At 40.3% G+C, this 18,753-nt stretch carries 14 protein-coding genes, 2 tRNA genes, 3 rRNA genes and 1 pseudogene; 15 read left to right on the top strand and 5 right to left on the bottom strand.

Going from position 1 to position 18,753, the window contains the following annotated elements; translation table 11 throughout:
- The first annotated feature begins 236 nt into the window (after nucleotides 1-236).
- The 9 genes from ACFX5U_RS21900 (at nucleotide 237) to ACFX5U_RS21860 (ending at nucleotide 7,428) form a co-directional block, all read left to right on the top strand.
- Entirely contained in the window at nucleotides 237-1,373 is a 1,137-nt protein-coding gene (locus ACFX5U_RS21900) for a fimbrillin family protein (protein ID WP_400262129.1), read from the top strand.
- On the top strand, nucleotides 1,351-1,836 hold the full coding sequence (locus ACFX5U_RS21895) for a DNA/RNA non-specific endonuclease (protein WP_400262128.1): 486 nt from the start codon (nucleotides 1,351-1,353) through the stop codon (nucleotides 1,834-1,836). Before ACFX5U_RS21900 ends, ACFX5U_RS21895 begins: the two co-directional genes overlap by 23 nt.
- A gap of 225 nt (nucleotides 1,837-2,061) precedes the next feature.
- Entirely contained in the window at nucleotides 2,062-2,538 is a 477-nt protein-coding gene (locus ACFX5U_RS21890; RefSeq protein WP_038694927.1) for a hypothetical protein, read from the top strand.
- Between the two features lie 8 nt (nucleotides 2,539-2,546).
- The gene (locus ACFX5U_RS21885) at nucleotides 2,547-3,008 is read left to right on the top strand and encodes a hypothetical protein (RefSeq protein WP_400262127.1); all 462 of its coding nucleotides are present in this window, start codon (nucleotides 2,547-2,549) and stop codon (nucleotides 3,006-3,008) included.
- A 91-nt stretch (nucleotides 3,009-3,099) separates the two neighbouring features.
- On the top strand, nucleotides 3,100-4,158 hold the full coding sequence (locus ACFX5U_RS21880) for an aminotransferase class I/II-fold pyridoxal phosphate-dependent enzyme (protein ID WP_400262126.1): 1,059 nt from the start codon (nucleotides 3,100-3,102) through the stop codon (nucleotides 4,156-4,158).
- A gap of 263 nt (nucleotides 4,159-4,421) precedes the next feature.
- Complete coding sequence (locus ACFX5U_RS21875) at nucleotides 4,422-4,706, top strand: HU family DNA-binding protein (RefSeq protein WP_021189241.1); 285 nt, start codon at nucleotides 4,422-4,424, stop codon at nucleotides 4,704-4,706.
- A gap of 18 nt (nucleotides 4,707-4,724) precedes the next feature.
- A complete protein-coding gene (locus tag ACFX5U_RS21870; protein WP_400262125.1) occupies nucleotides 4,725-5,360 on the top strand; it encodes a hypothetical protein in 636 nt (211 codons plus the stop codon).
- Nucleotides 5,332-5,556, top strand: a complete 225-nt coding sequence (locus ACFX5U_RS21865; RefSeq protein ID WP_400262124.1) for a hypothetical protein — start codon at nucleotides 5,332-5,334, stop codon at nucleotides 5,554-5,556. The genes ACFX5U_RS21870 and ACFX5U_RS21865 overlap by 29 nt, the downstream gene beginning before the upstream one ends.
- A 318-nt stretch (nucleotides 5,557-5,874) precedes the next feature.
- Complete coding sequence (locus tag ACFX5U_RS21860; protein ID WP_038694920.1) at nucleotides 5,875-7,428, top strand: Rne/Rng family ribonuclease; 1,554 nt, start codon at nucleotides 5,875-5,877, stop codon at nucleotides 7,426-7,428.
- A 66-nt stretch (nucleotides 7,429-7,494) separates the two neighbouring features.
- On the opposite strand, the gene miaA is transcribed toward ACFX5U_RS21860, so the two are convergent.
- The 3 genes and pseudogenes from miaA to ACFX5U_RS21845 all read right to left on the bottom strand — a co-directional run bounded on the left by miaA (nucleotide 7,495) and on the right by ACFX5U_RS21845 (nucleotide 10,235).
- Entirely contained in the window at nucleotides 7,495-8,397 is a 903-nt protein-coding gene (gene miaA / locus ACFX5U_RS21855) for a tRNA (adenosine(37)-N6)-dimethylallyltransferase MiaA (protein WP_400262123.1), read from the bottom strand.
- A pseudogene (locus tag ACFX5U_RS21850) lies at nucleotides 8,394-9,567 on the bottom strand (Gfo/Idh/MocA family protein). Before ACFX5U_RS21850 ends, miaA begins: the two are co-directional and overlap by 4 nt.
- Before the next feature lie 56 nt (nucleotides 9,568-9,623).
- A complete protein-coding gene (locus ACFX5U_RS21845; RefSeq protein WP_400262122.1) occupies nucleotides 9,624-10,235 on the bottom strand; it encodes a hypothetical protein in 612 nt (203 codons plus the stop codon).
- Nucleotides 10,236-10,503: 268 nt separating this feature from the next.
- On the opposite strand from ACFX5U_RS21845, the gene def reads away from it, so the two are divergent.
- Nucleotides 10,504-11,085: a peptide deformylase gene (gene def, locus ACFX5U_RS21840; protein ID WP_400262121.1), complete on the top strand. Its 582-nt coding sequence runs from the start codon at nucleotides 10,504-10,506 to the stop codon at nucleotides 11,083-11,085.
- A 23-nt stretch (nucleotides 11,086-11,108) separates the two neighbouring features.
- Here the strand turns inward: def and ACFX5U_RS21835 are convergent, their stop codons facing one another.
- Both ACFX5U_RS21835 and ACFX5U_RS21830 read right to left on the bottom strand, forming a co-directional pair.
- Nucleotides 11,109-11,384 carry a trimeric intracellular cation channel family protein gene (locus tag ACFX5U_RS21835; RefSeq protein WP_400262120.1) on the bottom strand — a complete coding sequence of 92 codons (276 nt, stop codon included), beginning with the start codon at nucleotides 11,382-11,384 and terminating at the stop codon, nucleotides 11,109-11,111.
- A gap of 67 nt (nucleotides 11,385-11,451) precedes the next feature.
- Entirely contained in the window at nucleotides 11,452-11,721 is a 270-nt protein-coding gene (locus ACFX5U_RS21830) for a trimeric intracellular cation channel family protein (RefSeq protein WP_400262119.1), read from the bottom strand.
- 1,700 nt (nucleotides 11,722-13,421) lie between these two features.
- Between ACFX5U_RS21830 and ACFX5U_RS21825 the strand changes: the two genes are divergently transcribed.
- The 5 genes from ACFX5U_RS21825 to rrf all read left to right on the top strand — a co-directional run bounded on the left by ACFX5U_RS21825 (nucleotide 13,422) and on the right by rrf (nucleotide 18,570).
- Nucleotides 13,422-14,951 (top strand): 16S ribosomal RNA (locus tag ACFX5U_RS21825).
- Nucleotides 14,952-15,072: 121 nt separating this feature from the next.
- A tRNA-Ile gene (locus ACFX5U_RS21820) sits at nucleotides 15,073-15,149 on the top strand.
- A gap of 11 nt (nucleotides 15,150-15,160) precedes the next feature.
- Nucleotides 15,161-15,234, top strand: a tRNA-Ala gene (locus tag ACFX5U_RS21815).
- 225 nt (nucleotides 15,235-15,459) lie between these two features.
- Nucleotides 15,460-18,346 (top strand): 23S ribosomal RNA (locus ACFX5U_RS21810).
- Nucleotides 18,347-18,458: 112 nt separating this feature from the next.
- Nucleotides 18,459-18,570 (top strand): 5S ribosomal RNA (gene rrf / locus ACFX5U_RS21805).
- The 16S, 23S and 5S rRNA genes sit together here with 2 tRNA genes alongside, the layout of an rRNA operon.
- Nucleotides 18,571-18,753 lie beyond the last annotated feature (183 nt).

The raw sequence follows: 18,753 nt of genomic DNA, 5'->3' as shown, positions 1-18,753 counted from the left end.
GATTTTGGTTTGCTGGTGTTTTAAGTGATGAAAATTTTCTTCGTAGTCGATAATTCAGCTTGGGCTGCTGCTGTTTAGGTCTTAATCTAGGGTGCTATCTTGCTGTTTTTTGTAAACCGAAGACGTAAGTGTTTGATGTATAAGTGGCTGTGTAACCTTAAAAAAACAGCTTTAAACCGATATTTCTTAACTAATTTTACCCCACATTTTAACACACGACACTATCTCAAATAACTATGCTCAAAAAAATTATTCGCGTTTTCTTTAATCGCTTATCTGCTGTTATCTACGTTTTATTATTTTTATTTTTTGCTTTTAACGCCTGTCGAAAAAATCCATTTATCACGGATGAGGCCGCTGTGCAATTTACCGCTACCATTGTTGCACATGTTGATGACCGAGCCTCAGGTACGACTTGGGAAGAAGCTGATAAAATTGGCGTGTTTATGTTCGAGTCTGGAAAGAAGCTTCAGTCGAATACCATAGTCAACCAAGTATATAATCAGGTGTTCACCTTCTATGGAGATCGCTTTAAAAGTAAGGCCAATACCTATCTACCTGCACAAGCGGTGGATTTTATAGCTTATTATCCCCATGGCACTATCACAGATGACCAATATGCTGTTGATGTGACCGATCAATCCAATCCTGCTGCATTGGACCTGATGTATGCCAACAACGCGAAGACTGTGGTTATGGGAGAGACGAATATTCCGTTAAGTTTTGAGCGTCAATTGAGTCATGTTTACATTAAATTAATGTTTACAAATGGAGAAAAGTCACAGTACGATGAGTTGGAGGTGATGATGCCAAATGTGTATACACAAGGTGGATTTGATTTGGCGAAGGGTAAATTGACAGTAAACAGTACGAGTAAAAAAGCAATCAAAGGAAATGTAACGGATAATAATGATGGTACGGTGACGATAGGCTTTACCTTATTGCCTGGTGAAAAGCTGAGTGATAAAAAAATCCAGTTTTTGACACAACATGGTGATCGTTTCACGTGGAAGTTACCTAAAGTACCTGTCTTAGGAAAAGGTAAACGTTACTTTTACGAAGCTCATATCGATAATGGTTCAGCCGATGATGGTATTGTGTTGTCGCAGCCCTTTCTGGAGATTCCAAAAATGGAATCATTGAATAAGGGCGAGGTTTTCATCCAACATTTTTTACCTGATGATCAAAAACGTCGTAATTATGCGATGCTCTATGATAAAACTAAAAAAATGGCCTATTGGGTAGCATATCCGATGCATAAAAGTTATTTGGGAAATGCGAAGCGTACCGATAGCTGGCAATATGATCCCGAAATTTCCTCAGCTTTTCAACCGAGTTTATTTAAAGGCTTTGGTTTCTTCAGCGGGTTATGATAGAGGGCATCAATTGCCGAGCGCAGATCGTAATTTCAGTACGGCGCAAAATAAAACCACGTTTTACTTTTCTAATATTACGGCACAGGTCTCTCGGTTAAATCAAGGAATATGGGCAAACTTGGAGACCAAGGTGAGAACTTGGACAGCACAATGCGATACTATGTATGTGGTTACTGGAGCTATGCCCACTACGTCGACCAATCCAGCAATTGATTACATACTGGATAATAATAAGGCCGATATAGCGAAACCTAAATATTACTTTAAGGCATTAGCAATGAAGAAAGGAAGTAACTATTATACCATTGCTTATAAGATGGATAATGAAGTGCCGAGTTCAACCAAATTTGAAGCCTATCAAATGACAGTAAATGAATTGGAGCAAATTACTGGTTTTACCTTCTTCCCTGACTTGAAAGCTACACAGAAAGAAAGTATCGATGCTAAAATCTGGAAATAATAAACCACAAGGGTACTGCTCGTGATATGGAGCTTACCCATGTTCATTCGAATGATTCTCCGATATTGATTCATCTTGTGTAGAGTTTTTTAGGCAAGTGTGGAATGGGGTTATTGACATATTAGGTCAGTAACCCCGTTCTTTTTTACATGCTCAACCAAACGTTTTTAGACATTAATTGTTTTGGAGATAATGATTAATGGTTATAGTTCGTATTTTAGCTAGATGAATATAAAAGGATTTACTTTCATTTTTATAGGGTTGTTGTCTTGCCTGAATTTAGTAGCGCAAAACAATCCTTTACCCGCACATAATAATTGGATATTTGGTCCATCGATAGGATACCAATATCAAAGCGGCAGTTTCCTGAAAGCTTCTGCTTGGGGCTTATTTGCACCGAATGAATCGCAGTATATGAAAATCGATGCTGGAGCTAACTTCACCTGGATGCAAGGAAAGACAACAGTTATTCCTGAGGTCGGATTTACATATTACGTCAATGACTTTATTCTACTTCCTTTTGTGAAAGCTGAATTGACACCCTATACCGTAACGCCAAAGGTTGGCCTTAGTATTTTCTCCCTTATTGATTTTGGCGTAGGTTATGGATTTGATATCAATACCAAGAATAATTTTAAGCAGATCAAGGGTGTTAATCTTTCTTTAGGTGTCAATATTCCATTAAACTATCATCTATATTAGTTTTTAATATGAAGAGTTTTATAGTTAATACACTGTTTTTGATTTCATTTATCAGTATCTCTAATTCAACAAAAGCACAGGAAATTTTGTATGGCCCTACGGTAAGCTATCAATACCAAAAAGGAAGTAGCATAAAAACAGGTGGATATCTTGCAGTTGCTATTTTAGGCGAAAATATTTTGAAAACAGATGTTACCGCAAATTTCACATGGACACAGAAAAAATTTGCCGTCATTCCGGAATTGGCACTCTCATTTTATCCCGAATCATGGGTAATAGCGCCATTTGTGAGAACCGAAATTACCCCCTATACGTTTACTCCTAAAGTGGGTGTTACCTTGGTGACACTGGTAGACCTCGACTTTGGATATGGCTTTTCAATTGCTGATAAACAAGATTACCTGCCATTAAAGGGCTTTTCAGCTTCTCTACGATTTAATATTCCGCTCAACTATAAACTCAACCTTTAATGAAAATCTCTGCTCTTGAGTTGCAGTAAGAGCAATATGTTTTTAATAGCAAATAGTAATAACCGTTTAATTTTATGGTGAGATTTAAATAATGAAAGACTTTACGAACCTGCACCAACCAACTGGTCGGGTGATTACTGAAAGCGGCCAAGACTACCTTTTCTTTGGTGGTACAGCCTACCTAGGGCTGTTGGTCAATGATGACTATATCGATTTATATAAACAGGGATTGTCGATATATGGACTGAATAATGGAACTTCTCGAAATAACAATATTCAGCTAGGTATTTTTAATCAAGCAGAAGAAGTGGCGGCTATGCGATTTGGTTTTGAGGATGCGGTGATGTTGTCTAGCGGCTATCTTGCTACACAATTAGCGGTGAAATCTCTTTTTTCTTTTGGAGAACTTCTATATGCTCCTCATACACATCCTGCTTTGTGGTATGGTACCAACCCGAATGTAAGCGGAGAAATGCATGTATGGATGGAAAACATCGTTAAAAAAATCAATCACTCAGATGAAGACACATTCGTTATCGTGAGCAATGCGTTGGATAATATGGGGCCTGCGTATTATGATTTTAGCCCCTTACTGCAGATTGATCCAAGGAAAAAGGTGATTTTGTTAATCGATGATTCACATGGGATCGGTGTGGTTCGTCAGAATAATGTTTCTATTGATTTGTCCATATTTGACCGATCTACCATTGAGGTTGTCGTCGTGGCATCCTTGGCCAAAGGTTTGGGAACGGATGCAGGTATAATTTTGTCTTCAACAAAACGGATCGCGCAATTTCGAAAATCACCATTTTACACGGGTGCCTCCCCTGCTTCTCCGGCGTCTTTATATGCGTTTATTCATTCACAAGAAATTTATTTAGCCGCGTTCGAAAAGCTTCAGAAAAATATTCAACTTTTCACAAGTTTGGGGGGTAAGAGCTTGAATCATATCCATCATTTTCCAGTATTTAGTTCTGAAGAACCAGAATTGTACCAGAAATTGGTGCAAAGTGGCTTTCTAATTTCAAGTTTTCCCTATCCATTGGAAACCGACCCACTTTTGAATAGAATTGTCGTAACAAGCCTGCACGTTGATGACGATTTAAAAAAAATAGCAGGTATAATAAGTGCCGAAATAGTTAAGTCATAGTCTTATCATTTGTTTCACGTGGAATGATAAAAATGAAATTAAAGGTTTGATATTCAGTAATAAAGTGTATTTTTGTGCTTCTTTGAAAAATGGATTTAGCCCTATATTTCGGCTAAGCGGTTGTAAATGATCTCCTTTGGAATAAATTTAAAATAAAAAAAATGGTAAAATTATTTCCAAACGTCATTTTAAAGAGATACTTTTGCAACCCCAAAGTATATTTGGTTAAAGGTTGAGAAATAAATAATTACAGTAAAATTGATATGACTAAAGCAGAAATTATTGCAGAAATCTCTAACAAAACTGGCTTAGAGAAGGTAGATGTTCAAGAGACCGTAGAGGCGTTCTTCAAAGTTGTTAAAAACGCAATGGTGGGTGGAGAAAATGTATACGTGAGAGGTTTTGGTAGCTTTGTTGTTAAAAAAAGAGCTGAAAAAACTGCTAGAAACATTTCTAAAAACACAGCGATTATCATTCCTGAACATTTCGTTCCAAGCTTCAAACCAGCAAAAGTATTTGTTGAGAAAGTAAAAAACGGCAATAAGTAATCTTAAAAACAGATTAAAATGGCAAAAACCAAACAAATTATAGTAGTAGGCGTGGCTGTAGCATTAGTTGCAGTTTTATTGGCACAACCTATTAAGGGTTTGGTGAACGACAAGGAAGAAACGAGTGAAACAGAGCAATCTTCTTCTGAAATTAATTTGGAAAACGTATCGTTAATGACAAAACAGGGATTAGATGCAAATTTAATCAAAGATATTTCCGATATTGAGACCCAAATTACAAAGTCATCTGGAGAAGAAAAGATTTCTTTACTTCAAAAGTTGGCGGGTAAGTGGGATGATTTAGCAAAACCTATTCCTCAAGGATTCATTTATGAAGAAATGGCTAAAATTTCTCCAAAATATGAGTACTGGTTGAAAGCAGGAGAGTTTTATCGTACTGCCTACACAAACTTACAAGACTCTACTTTAGCAAACGTTTTAACTCAAAATGCAATTCGTTCTTACGAAGCAGCTTTGAAATTAAATGCTGCTAGTTTAGAAGCGAAAACAGGATTAGGAGCTGCAATGGTATCGGGTACAAATAACCCAATGGCAGGGATTGCTTTACTTCGTGAAGTGGTTTCAAGCAGATCCAAAAAATGTAGAAGCAAACAAAACTTTGGGATTGTTTTCGTTACAATCTCGCCAGTTTGATAAAGCGATTGAACGTTTCAAAACAGTTATTGAATTGAAACCAGATGCGGAATCTTACTTTTATTTAGCCACAGGCTATGAAAATATCGGGATGAAAAGTGACGCGGTTGCTGCTTTCAAACAAAGTAAGCAATTGGCTGCTGACCCTTCCCTTTCACAATTTATCGATCGCAAGATCGAAGAATTGAGTAAGTAATTAATTTAGTTTATAATCATTTAAAAAAAATTAGCTATGCCAAGCGGAAAAAAAAGAAAAAGACACAAAATGGCTACTCACAAACGTAAAAAACGTTTAAGAAAAAATAGACACAAGAAAAAATAGTCTTTCTTGTATAAGGCTCCAGTAGATTATTGCTGTATGAAAATGACACAATAATTGTATTGAAGTTTGATAATCTACACGTAATTTATTGCGTGTAGATTGTTTTTTTTTATAAAAAACGTTCTTTAAGTGTTTAATCAGATACATTAGGATTAGCAGCGTATGTTAATTTGTATCGTAAATATGTAGCTGTTGGTAAAGGAATTAATTATCGATTCTACTCCTGAAAAAGGAGTTACTATTGCTTTGCTACAAGATAAGCAGCTTGTTGAACTAAATAGGGAAACGGTTAACAATAATTTTTCAGTTGGAGATATCTATCTTGGACGGATAAAAAAAATAATGCCGGGATTAAATGCAGCATTCGTAGACGTTGGATACGAAAAAGATGCTTTTCTCCACTATTTGGACTTAGGTCCTCAGGTTCAATCTTTGCTTAAACTTACTCGAATAGTAAAGAATGGCAGTTATCAAGAGAAACTGCTCAATAGTTTAAAACTTGAAAAAGACATCGATAAGGCCGGTAAGATATCTGATATCTTAAGCAAAAACATGCTTTTACCAGTTCAAATCGCAAAAGAACCAATATCAACAAAAGGACCTCGTTTGAGCTCCGATCTATCTATTGCAGGTAGATTTGTCGTACTGGTACCTTTTTCAAGTGCGGTTTCCATATCCAAACGAATCAAAGGAAGTAATGAACGTACCCGCCTTAAGAAGATTGTCGAAGGGATAAAACCTCCTAATTTTGGAGTGATTATTCGTACGGTTTCGGAAGGAAAGGGCGTAGACGAACTGCAAAAAGATTTATTGGATCTAATCTCTAAGTGGGAACTATTTACCAAGCGACTGCGGACAGCGGAACCTCCTCAAAAAGTATTAGGTGAAATGGATAGAGCTTCTACCATTCTACGTGATTTATTAACCGATGAATTTACACATATTCATGTAAATGACCCGGTTATATATGAAGAGACAAAATCCTATGTCCAAGACATCTCTCCTGATTTAGAAAAAATTGTAAAACTTTATAAACATAAAGAACCAATTTTTGACCACTTTGGGGTTGAGAAACAAATCAAAGCTGCTTTTGGAAAAACTGTTACATTGCAAGGTGGTGCCTATCTCGTAATCGAGCACACTGAGGCACTTCACGTTGTCGATGTAAATAGTGGTAATCGTTCTGCTAATAAAGAGAACCAAGAGGATAATGCACTCCTGGTTAATATGGAAGCAGCAAAAGAAATTGCGCGTCAATTGCGCTTAAGAGATATGGGAGGTATAGTTGTGGTCGATTTTATCGATATGCATAAACCAACCCATCGAAAAGAGCTATACAACTTTTTGAAAGAATGTATGGCGACGGATCGCGCGAGACACACAATATTGCCGCCAAGTAAATTTGGATTAGTGCAGATTACGCGTCAACGTGTTAGGCCAGAAATGAATATCGTTACAAATGAGAAATGTCCCGCTTGTGATGGTACTGGTGAAATCCGGTCGAGTATTGTCCTAATGGATGATATAGAAAATAATTTAAGTTTTATTCTTCAAGAACAAAATGAAAAAGGAATATCACTATGTGTGCATCCTTATATTGCCGCTTTCATTAAGTCAGGCTTTATTTCTAAAAGAATAAAATGGTTTTTGAAGTTTCAAAAATGGATTAAGGTTGTTCCAGTTACTTCATATTATTTAACTGAATTTCATTTCTTTAATACTAAAGACGAGGAAATTAAGTTATAATCGAAAGAAATTAAAAAGGGTTGATCCATACGGTCAACCCTTTTTCTGTTTATAAGAGTGTCGACTCTAGTCAATCCAATTAATCTTTATTCCGTCTTTTTCCATTTTGCGAAAATAGGTCATCTGTCTTTTTGCATAGCGATGTATTTCAGTTTCTAGTTTTTTGTGAAAATCATCATATGTCAATTCACCTAAAAGATATTTGGAAACATATTTATATTCTAAACCATAGTATTGAAGTTCAGCATGGCTTATCCCTTTTTTGATAAGTGTTTGTACTTCTTGTATAAGACCGTCCTGTAATCGTTGGTCTAATCGATTTGATATTTTTTGTCTTCTTAGTGATACCTCTGGATTTAAACCGATTACAATGGAGTCAAGATTTTCGTTGGTGCTCAATGGGATGGTATTTGTTTTGAGCCATTCTAAGATTTCTATCCCACGGATGATTCTTTTCTTTGTCGATAGATCAATAAAAAAATCATGAGGCTTATCATATTGGGATAGACGGTCTAGGAGTTGGTCCATTTCGAAACCGTAAAGCCCCTCTTTAAAACCAGGTAGACTTGGAATCTGAGCGTATTTATTCCCTTGAATAACGCTTTGAATGTATAGGCCAGTGCCACCACACAATATGATTCGTTTTTTCTGAAGCAATAGGGATTGATAGATCTGTTGAAAGTCTGCTATGAACTGACCTAAATGATATTTTTCACCTGGTTCGCAAATATTGATAAGATGGTATGGAACATCGCCGTATTCGCATAGATCTTTGCCTGTGCCGATGTTCATATCTCGATATACCTGACGGGAGTCAGCACTAATGATCTCGGCTTTTATTTCTTTTGCTATTTTGACTGCTAATGCTGTTTTCCCAGAGGCAGTTGGCCCTAGAATAACAATAACTTTCTCCTTTGGCAGTTCTGAGAATGCCAAAGGAGAAAGGAATAGTTGTTGTTTATTTATCACACAACAAATTTAGTCCATTTTTCAGAACCATTATTGTTATTTACAACATTTTCTATAAAAGCCATGCCCCTTACCCCTTCGTGTACCTGAGGGAAATCTTGCATTTCTGCTGTTGGTGTTCTACCTTCCAATTTTGCAGATACTGTTTGTGCAAAATTGCGGTATATATTACCGAATGATTCTAGTAATCCTTCAGGATGTCCCGCAGGAATACGTGTATTATGCGTAGCGAATGAACTTAATTGATTTGGATCACTGTATGCATTTCCAGTACGTAATGTCTGACGTGGTTCTCCCAACATTTTGACAATTAGATTGTTAGGGTCTTCGTTAGCCCATTCGAATCCACCATGCTCACCATAGATTCGGATTCGCAATGCATTTTCTTCACCTGCAGCTATTTGTGAAGCCCAAAGCATTCCTTTTGCACCTTCTTCAAAGCGTAATAAAACAGAAACCATCGTCGTCTAGGTATCTTCCTTCTACAAATGAGGTTAAGTCTGCATTTACTTCAGTGATTTTAAGACCAGAGATATACTCGGCAAGGTGAGCCGCATGAACACCAATATCACCCATTGCTAATGACTTACCAGATTTAGTTGGGTCGGCACGCCATGCTGCACCTGCGTTTCCTTCGCGCTCTGTTAATTTACTCAACCATCCCTGAGGGTATTCCACAACAATTTTGCGGATTTTTCCGAAATGACCAGCCTTCACCATTGCTTTTGCCTGTTTTACCATGGGATAACCCGAGTATGTGTGCGTTAGGCATAGTGTTTTATTTGTACTTTTAACTATTTCTTCCAATGATTTAGCTTCCTCTAATGTTAAGGTCATTGGTTTTTCAATGACAACATTAAATCCATTTTCTAACGCCATCTTCGCGGGAGGATAATGCATGAAATTGGGTGTAACAATCGTTAGAAAATCCATGCGCTCATCTTCAGGAAGTTGACTTTCCTTTAAAATCATCTCTTCATAGTTGGCATAACAGCGATTTTCAGGAATGAATAAATCTTCAGCTGACTGTTTGTTAATTTCAGGATTGATACTAAATGAACCACATACGAGTTCGATTTTGCCATCCATATTTGCTGCGATACGGTGTACGGCTCCAATGAAAGCATCGTTGCCACCTCCGACCATACCCATTCGTAGTTTTCTCTTCATGATGATATATTTAATATTTTATGATTTAGATTAATGACAAGATACAAAAAATGATTTTATTTTATAGATTGAATCAGTTTTAGACTACCTAAATTTTCCTTTAAATAACCATTTGGAAATTCTTTTTGTAGTGCTGCATATTGTATCTCATCTTTTATGAGTGTTCTTGTCGTTCCATTGACCCAAAATTTGAGTGGTGGAATTTCTGATTTCTTGACAAAACCTATTTTTTCTAGCGTGGACTCTTGGCTCCAGTCTTTGTCCGTATAGGTCATGATGTCATTGGGTTGAAAATCTGAAACAAAAGCCTTTAACAATTTACTAATCCCTCCTACTACATTATAACCTAGTTTGTTGCAAAATCGAATCAATTCAAATGACCGGTAGTTTTCGATGTTTAGTTCGGGCATTTTCCTCCCTCCGCTAAATACTGCAAGTGAAATGAGCTCCCCATCTAAAAATAAACCATATCGGTATTTTCCAGGCATCGCACCTTGTAAATGATTTTCCTCTAAAAAAAGTATGGTGTTTTTCTTATCTACACGAGCAACAACCGTATTTCTTGCGTATGCTTTCTTTTGATGAAGGGCTATTGCAAGTATTCTTTTTAAGATAATATCATATTTGCTCATTAAGACGTCTTCATCGATATGGACGGTCTTTTGCATTCCGCTTTTTATTCTTTCCTGGATATTGTGTCCGTAAAGATGAATTTTAAACGGTAAAATAGCACTTGTTATAATTGTGAAAAAAGGTTTTTTTTCGACAATAAGAACCTCTGGATGGAGAGCCTGCACTAATTGATCAAAAAAGCGCTGTTGTATTTGATTGTAAGAGTCCGTCATAGCAATCAACAAAAATATGATTTATTACATACAATGTCTGGTTTTCGAATGAATTTTAATTCTTACCTTTGTCCTTCTAAAAATAAAAAGTATGAAACTTCCAATTGTGGCTTACGGCGATCCAGTATTGCGTAAGGTAGCAGATGAAATAGATAAGGATTATCCAAACTTGAAGCAATTGATTGCTGATATGTTTGAGACGATGTATGCGGCAAATGGTGTTGGAATTGCAGCACCGCAAGTTGGTTTACCCATTCGTCTTTTTGTAATCGATGCGACTCCGTTTGCTGAAGAATCTGAAGATGAAAAAGAAGTTTTGAAAAATTTCAAAAAAGTATTTATTAATCCCATTATGGTTGAAGAATCAGGAGATAAGTGGGCTTTTAGTGAAGGATGTTTAAGTATTCCGGATATTAATGAAGACGTAATGAGACATCCCAATATTAAAATTAATTATTTGGATGAAAACTTCGAAGAACATGAGATTGATTTGACGGGGTTAGCAGCTCGCGTCGTGCAACATGAGTACGATCATATCGAAGGTAAGTTATTTACTGATAAGTTATCTTCTTTGAAGAAAACCATGTTGAAAAACAAATTGGATACCATTTCTAAGGGTATGGTTCGTGTTGGGTATAAAATGAAATTTCCATTTCTAAAGAAAAAGCGCTAATTACAATTAACGCTTTTTCTATTTTATCCACCTATTATGGGCAGTGAAAATCTATATTTCACGGCTAAGATTCTTACCATGAATACTAAGAGTGCGCTGATAAATGCATTTATGCCTTTGTCGACACCAAAATAGGCTAAACAGACAAATAGAATAGCTCCGGACAAGCAGGCTGTTGCATATATTTCTTTTCTGAAGATCAAGGGAGTCTCATTCATTAGCGTGTCACGTATAACCCCTCCCATTACAGCTGAAAACATGCCTAAAATGACTGCCGCTATAATGGAACTTTCGTACATAAGTGACTTTTGTAGTCCAACTATCGTGAAAAAGGCAATTCCCATGGCGTCAAAGAGAGTCAGTGTCCTAGAGAAACTTGTCTAACTGATCGTTGAGGATAGCAGCGAGAAACACACCTATTAAGATAGCGATTAAGTAGTTGCCATCATCCACCCATATAGGGCGTAAATTTAAACAGAAGTCACGTAATGATCCCCCACCTATTGCGGTTACAAATCCGGTGAATGTTGCCCCAAATATGTCAATTTTACGACGGTTGGCCGCCATTGCTCCTGAAATAGCAAAAAGCATGGTTCCTAATAAATCACTGAAGTATATATAATTGGTTGCCGTCATTTATGCCTATTGATTGATTTTGCAGTATGCATGCAAAGATATCATTTTTTGTAAAAGATTTAACTATGCGCATTTAGATACCCATTATAACTAAACTCTTTATATCGCGACAATACTGTCTATCGTCATATTAAGGTACTGCGGTATATCTTATGGTAAATTTGGATCTTATAATTTATATTGTATGGATTGACTTTATGGTTGTTGAACCTGAAGGTAAGAAAGCCGTTTTATCTCAGTTGGAGCATATGAAAGGTAGACTCATCATGCTGAAAGAGCGGATAAGTGCCTAAGTTGGCATGAAGACGCTGCATTGTCCATAGCAAGGTATTCATTTTCTTGCTTATGGACCTGTATATTTCAAGCTGATCCGTATTACGTTTATTGTTACTGTCTAAGGGAGCTTACTAAGCAGGTAGCATCTTATATGCATATAGGTAATTAATACAGGAACACTAGAGCTTTAATAGAGGGTTTATAGAGGGTTCGTAGAGGTAAACCTCTAGAATTACTCTATTAAAGCTCTCCAATAATCGGGTTAATAGCGAAGATTATATCAAGATGTACCAATCCATTGATTTACCCGATATTTACTTAGAGCCTATTTTTCCTATTTAATTGCTTTATCATTACTAGCGTCCATTTTCTTTCCGAAACTCTTTTGGTCCCTTATCTGTTTATTCTTTGTCGTTATTAGTATGCATCCTCGTGAAATCCCCATCACATAGGAGCACCAGTGGGTTCCATTTACAATAGCCGGACGATGGATCATGTTCTGTAATCTATTGGGCGAGGCTGCCATTCATAATGGATAAGCAGCAAAAAGTGTTTTCAACTGTTGAATCGGTGGGTGTCATTTCGTTTTACACCCAATTGTCGAACCTTTTAATCTAATGGTTTTAATCTAGAGCCATAAAGAGCCAATTATTGATAACGCCTATAGTAGGTTATTAATAGCAAGTATATAAGTGCACCTATATATAAGTACTCGTATATATAAAGGGAGTAAAACATTTACGATATACCCCAGTACATTCAGTATGTGTTCGTAGAATGGATAGCCCGTTGATTCGATACAATCAAAGATCTGCCCAGTATTGAAAAAAAGAGCCTACCGAATAATAGCAAAGTATTGATTCATCGTATCCGACATGCAGAATCGGCCTTAAAGACATCATATTCCCTTATAATGGCCTTCTATGCGGTTCCTTCAGAAATCAATCATCCAATGATACAGCAAGTTACCCACTTTCTCAATAAATAAGCAAGAAAACGTTTGGAAGTGATTATAAAAATGGTCTATCTTTGCACCACTCCGCAAGGGAGGAACGGTCGGTTCGAAAGGGCTGACAATGAAAAAAAGAGGGTCTATGTTATTTAGACGCAGAAATCGAAAAGGTCTCCAAAAATAAATTTTCACATTTATTTTGGATATACCAAAAAGATCTCTACCTTTGCAGTCCCAACGGAAACGAAGGGAATCAAAACAAGATCGATAACGGCGCAATGCCGACATCATATAGCCGAAGCGAGATGCGGAAGCGAAAAAAGTTCTTTAAAAATATAATCATGTAACGTAACGAGTAGTGTTGAGAAACGACGAAAGTTAAAAAAAATCAACCTGTTCAATTTTAGAATTAGAAATAAAATACAAGACAATTCTATTTATTATAAATAGTCTTGATCTTACACTTCATTTTACAATGGAGAGTTTGATCCTGGCTCAGGATGAACGCTAGCGGCAGGCCTAATACATGCAAGTCGGACGGGATTCGGGGAGTAGCTTGCTACGAGCCGATGAGAGTGGCGCACGGGTGCGTAACGCGTGAGCAACCTACCCATATCTGGGGGATAGCCTCTCGAAAGAGAGATTAACACCGCATAACATCATTGAGTGGCATCACTCGATGATCAAATATTCATAGGATATGGATGGGCTCGCGTGACATTAGCTAGTTGGAGAGGTAACGGCTCACCAAGGCTACGATGTCTAGGGGCTCTGAGAGGAGAATCCCCCACACTGGTACTGAGACACGGACCAGACTCCTACGGGAGGCAGCAGTAAGGAATATTGGTCAATGGAGGCAACTCTGAACCAGCCATGCCGCGTGCAGGATGACTGCCCTATGGGTTGTAAACTGCTTTTGTCAGGGAATAAACCTACTTACGTGTAAGTAGCTGAATGTACCTGAAGAATAAGGATCGGCTAACTCCGTGCCAGCAGCCGCGGTAATACGGAGGATCCAAGCGTTATCCGGATTTATTGGGTTTAAAGGGTGCGTAGGCGGTCCTATAAGTCAGTGGTGAAAGACGGCAGCTTAACTGTCGCAGTGCCTTTGATACTGTAGGACTTGAATCTATTTGAAGTGGGCGGAATAAGACAAGTAGCGGTGAAATGCATAGATATGTCTTAGAACTCCGATTGCGAAGGCAGCTCACTAAGTTAGCATTGACGCTGATGCACGAAAGCGTGGGGATCAAACAGGATTAGATACCCTGGTAGTCCACGCCCTAAACGATGATAACTCGATGTTTGCGATACACAGTAAGCGTCCAAGCGAAAGCGTTAAGTTATCCACCTGGGGAGTACGGTCGCAAGATTGAAACTCAAAGGAATTGACGGGGGCCCGCACAAGCGGAGGAGCATGTGGTTTAATTCGATGATACGCGAGGAACCTTACCCGGGCTTGAAAGTTAGTGAATGATCCAGAGACGGATCAGTCCTTCGGGACACGAAACTAGGTGCTGCATGGCTGTCGTCAGCTCGTGCCGTGAGGTGTTGGGTTAAGTCCCGCAACGAGCGCAACCCCTATGTTTAGTTGCCAGCGAGTTATGTCGGGGACTCTAAACAGACTGCCTGTGCAAACAGTGAGGAAGGTGGGGACGACGTCAAGTCATCATGGCCCTTACGTCCGGGGCTACACACGTGCTACAATGGATGGTACAGCGGGCAGCTACATAGCAATATGATGCTAATCTCTAAAAGCCATTCACAGTTCGGATTGAGGTCTGCAACTCGACCTCATGAAGTTGGATTCGCTAGTAATCGCGTATCAGCAATGACGCGGTGAATACGTTCCCGGGCCTTGTACACACCGCCCGTCAAGCCATGAAAGTTGGGGGTACCTAAAGCATGTAACCGCAAGGAGCGTGTTAGGGTAAAACCGATAATTGGGGCTAAGTCGTAACAAGGTAGCCGTACCGGAAGGTGCGGCTGGAATACCTCCTTTCTAGAGCATTCAAGATTGAAGCTCGTTACGTATACACATGATTTATATTAAGAAACAAAAAGAAACATTTGAAGAAATGTGCCCATCCCTGTAGGATGGTCCAGAGAGAGAATGATAAGCTAGTCCCGTAGCTCAGTTGGTTAGAGCACTACACTGATAATGTAGGGGTCAGCAGTTCAAATCTGCTCGGGACTACCATAAAACGATACGGGGAATTAGCTCAGCTGGCTAGAGCACCTGCCTTGCACGCAGGGGGTCATCGGTTCGACTCCGATATTCTCCACAGGTCTGCCCGAACACCAAGATATTGTGTTCATTATAAGGGGGACAAAGAGTTCTTTGACATATTGAAAGAAAAAAATTACAAGAGAAGACAACAGTAGAGACAATACTGTGATGTGCTCGATGTATTATGAAGACCCTCGGTCAAGGCCGAACGGATTAATGCGTAGCATCATGGTTATATATATCAAAAAGCAACCCATAGTAGCAAAAGGGCTATGAGGTGAAGAAAGTAAATAAGGGCACACGGGGGATGCCTAGGCTCTCAGAGGCGATGAAGGACGTGATAAGCTGCGATAAGCTTCGGGGATCAGCAAATGTGAGTTCGATCCGAAGATTTCCGAATGGGGCAACCTAGCATACTGAAGGTATGTTGTATAATACGCGAACGCGCTGAACTGAAACATCTAAGTAGGCGTAGGAGAAGAAAATAATAATGATTTCCCAAGTAGTGGCGAGCGAACGGGAAAGAGCCCAAACCATTGATGTTACGGCATCAGTGGGGTTGTAGGGCTGCGATGTGGCATTAGCAAACAGAAGTGGAATGGGATGGGAAGCCCAGCTATAAACGGTGATAGCCCGGTACACGTATAGAATGCTAGCCTAGCAGTACCCTGAGTACCGCGGGGTCGGAGACGCCCTGTGGGAATCTGTCAGCACCATCTGATAAGGCTAAATACTCCTGAGAGACCGATAGTGAACTAGTACCGTGAGGGAAAGGTGAAAAGAACCTCGAACAGAGGAGTGAAAAGAACCTGAAACCGTGTGCTTACAAGCGGTCGGAGCTGCCAGGTGCAGTGACGGCGTGCCTTTTGCATAATGAGCCTACGAGTTACTCTTGTCTGGCAAGGTTAAGTGGTTCAGCCACGCAGCCGAAGCGAAAGCGAGTCTTAATAGGGCGCATAGTCAGATGAGGTAGACGCGAAACCTTGTGATCTACCCTTGGGCAGGTTGAAGTTGCAGTAACATGTAATGGAGGACCGAACCGATAAACGTTGAAAAGTTTTCGGATGACCTGAGGGTAGGGGTGAAAGGCTAATCAAACTGGGAAATAGCTCGTACTCCCCGAAATGTTTTTAGGAACAGCGTCGGCATAGAGTCTTATAGAGGTAGAGCTACCGATTGGGTGCGGGGGAGTCAAATCCTACCAAATCCAGACGAACTCCGAATGCTATAAGATATGGCCGGCAGTGAGGCTTTGGGTGCTAAGGTCCAAGGCCGAGAGGGAAAGAACCCAGACCATCAGCTAAGGTCCCTAAATATACGCTAAGTTGAACTAACGAGGTCCGGTTGCCTAGACAGCTAGGATGTTGGCTTGGAAGCAGCCATTCATTTAAAGAGTGCGTAACAGCTCACTAGTCGAGCGGCCGGGCGTGGATAATAAACGGGCATCAAGTGTATTACCGAAGCTATGGATTTGCAACATACGTTGCATCTGGTAGGGGAGCATTCTATTTACGGTGAAGCGATCTGGTAATGGGTCGTGGAGTGCATAGAAAAGCAAATGTAGGCATAAGTAACGATAAGGCGGGTGAGAAACCCGCCCACCGAAAGACTAAGGTTTCCTGATCAACGCTAATCGGATCAGGGTTAGTCGGGGCCTAAGGCGCATCCGAAGGGAGTAAGCCGATGGACAACTGGTCAATATTCCAGTACTTTTTATAACTGCGATGTGGTGACGGAGTAGTGACACTGCCGCGAACTGACGGAATAGTTCGTTGAAAGGCGTAGGTATAGGGACGGTAGGCAAATCCGCCGACCCTGCTGAAACCCAATAGTACAGCAAAGCTTCGGCGGCGTTGATAGAGCAGGTAAACAGACTTCCAAGAAAACCCGCTAAGCTTCAGGTTATAAAAACCCGTACCGTAAACCGACACAGGTAGTCGAGGAGAGAATCCTAAGGTGCTCGAGTGAATCATGGCTAAGGAACTCGGCAAAATGGCCCTGTAACTTCGGGAGAAGGGGCGCTTCCTCCAGCAATGGAGAAGCCGCAGTGAAAAGGCCCAGGCGACTGTTTAACAAAAACATATGGCTTTGCAAAATCGAAAGATGAAGTATAAGGCCTGACACCTGCCCGGTGCTGGAAGGTTAAGAGGGGATGTCATCGTAAGAGAAGCATTGAATCGAAGCCCCAGTAAACGGCGGCCGTAACTATAACGGTCCTAAGGTAGCGAAATTCCTTGTCGGGTAAGTTCCGACCTGCACGAATGGTGTAACGATCTGGGCGCTGTCTCAGCCATGAGCTCGGTGAAATTGTGGTATCGGTGAAGACGCCGATTACCCGCAACGGGACGGAAAGACCCCATGCACCTTCACTATAGCTTAACATTGGAATTGGGTACAGGATGTGTAGGATAGGCGGGAGATGTTGAAGTGGCTTCGCTAGGAGTCATGGAATCAACCTTGAAATACCGCCCTTTCTGTATCCGGTTTCTAACTCGGTTATATCGAGGACATTGTTTGGTGGGTAGTTTGACTGGGGTGGTCGCCTCCAAAAAGGTAACGGAGGCTTTCAAAGGTAAGCTCAGTACGCTTGGTAACCGTACGAGGAGTGCAATGGCATAAGCTTGCTTGACTGTGAGACCAACAAGTCGAACAGGGTCGAAAGACGGACATAGTGATCCGGTGGTTCTGTATGGAAGGGCCATCGCTCAAAGGATAAAAGGTACGCTGGGGATAACAGGCTGATCTCCCCCAAGAGCTCATATCGACGGGGAGGTTTGGCACCTCGATGTCGGCTCGTCACATCCTGGGGCTGGAGAAGGTCCCAAGGGTTGGGCTGTTCGCCCATTAAAGTGGCACGCGAGCTGGGTTCAGAACGTCGCGAGACAGTTCGGTCCCTATCTGTTGTGGGCGTTGGAAGTTTGAGTGGATCTGTCCTTAGTACGAGAGGACCGGGATGGACTGACCGCTGGTAAACCAGTTATGCCGCCAGGTGTACGGCTGGGTAGCTACGTCGGGAATAGATAAGCGCTGAAAGCATCTAAGTGCGAAACTAGCCACGAGATGAGACTTCCTTATAGGGCCGTAGAAGACTACTACGTCGATAGGTTGCAGGTGTAAAGGTAGAGATACCATAGCTGAGCAATACTAATCACCCGAAGCTTTCTCAAGCAACGCAGACACTGTTGTCTTCCTCTTTTAGTTTTTCTTTCAATTGTCTATAGATCAGATGGTCACTTTTATCCATAAAGGATAGTGTTGCTATATTCTGATAACCTTATTTTAGGTGCCTATATCGGCGGTGTCTACCTCTTCCCATTCCGAACAGAGAAGTCAAGCCCGCCAGAGCCGATGGTATTGCCGTAACAGGTGGGAGAGTAGGTCGGTGCCTTTTTTTATACAGAAGCCCTTGCAGGATAGCAAGGGCTTTTTTGTGTTCCGTATTTTCTGGGGGACAGCACCGCCGGACCGGACATCACCCAGCAACCGATGGCCTTGTTTCAACACACTGCAATGGACTGGAAATTAGGTCGCTACCATTTCCCAGAAGTTATCGGTGACCATCCCAGGGTCACGT

This window comes from Sphingobacterium sp. SG20118 (assembly GCF_044740685.1).
Taxonomy (GTDB): domain Bacteria; phylum Bacteroidota; class Bacteroidia; order Sphingobacteriales; family Sphingobacteriaceae; genus Sphingobacterium.
This window is presented reverse-complemented; position numbering and strand designations above follow the sequence as displayed.

Excerpts from the sequence above, each read along its gene's own strand:
- ACFX5U_RS21890 (WP_038694927.1), top strand. The coding sequence starts at position 2,062 with ATGAATATAAAAGGATTTACTTTCATTTTTATAGGGTTGTTGTCTTGC.
- ACFX5U_RS21900 (WP_400262129.1), top strand. The coding sequence starts at position 237 with ATGCTCAAAAAAATTATTCGCGTTTTCTTTAATCGCTTATCTGCTGTT.
- ACFX5U_RS21885 (WP_400262127.1), top strand. The coding sequence starts at position 2,547 with ATGAAGAGTTTTATAGTTAATACACTGTTTTTGATTTCATTTATCAGT.
- ACFX5U_RS21835 (WP_400262120.1), bottom strand. The coding sequence starts at position 11,384 with ATGTACGAAAGTTCCATTATAGCGGCAGTCATTTTAGGCATGTTTTCA.
- ACFX5U_RS21845 (WP_400262122.1), bottom strand. The coding sequence starts at position 10,235 with ATGCAAAAGACCGTCCATATCGATGAAGACGTCTTAATGAGCAAATAT.
- def (WP_400262121.1), top strand. The coding sequence starts at position 10,504 with ATGAAACTTCCAATTGTGGCTTACGGCGATCCAGTATTGCGTAAGGTA.
- ACFX5U_RS21880 (WP_400262126.1), top strand. The coding sequence starts at position 3,100 with ATGAAAGACTTTACGAACCTGCACCAACCAACTGGTCGGGTGATTACT.
- ACFX5U_RS21830 (WP_400262119.1), bottom strand. The coding sequence starts at position 11,721 with ATGACGGCAACCAATTATATATACTTCAGTGATTTATTAGGAACCATG.
- ACFX5U_RS21870 (WP_400262125.1), top strand. The coding sequence starts at position 4,725 with ATGGCAAAAACCAAACAAATTATAGTAGTAGGCGTGGCTGTAGCATTA.
- ACFX5U_RS21875 (WP_021189241.1), top strand. The coding sequence starts at position 4,422 with ATGACTAAAGCAGAAATTATTGCAGAAATCTCTAACAAAACTGGCTTA.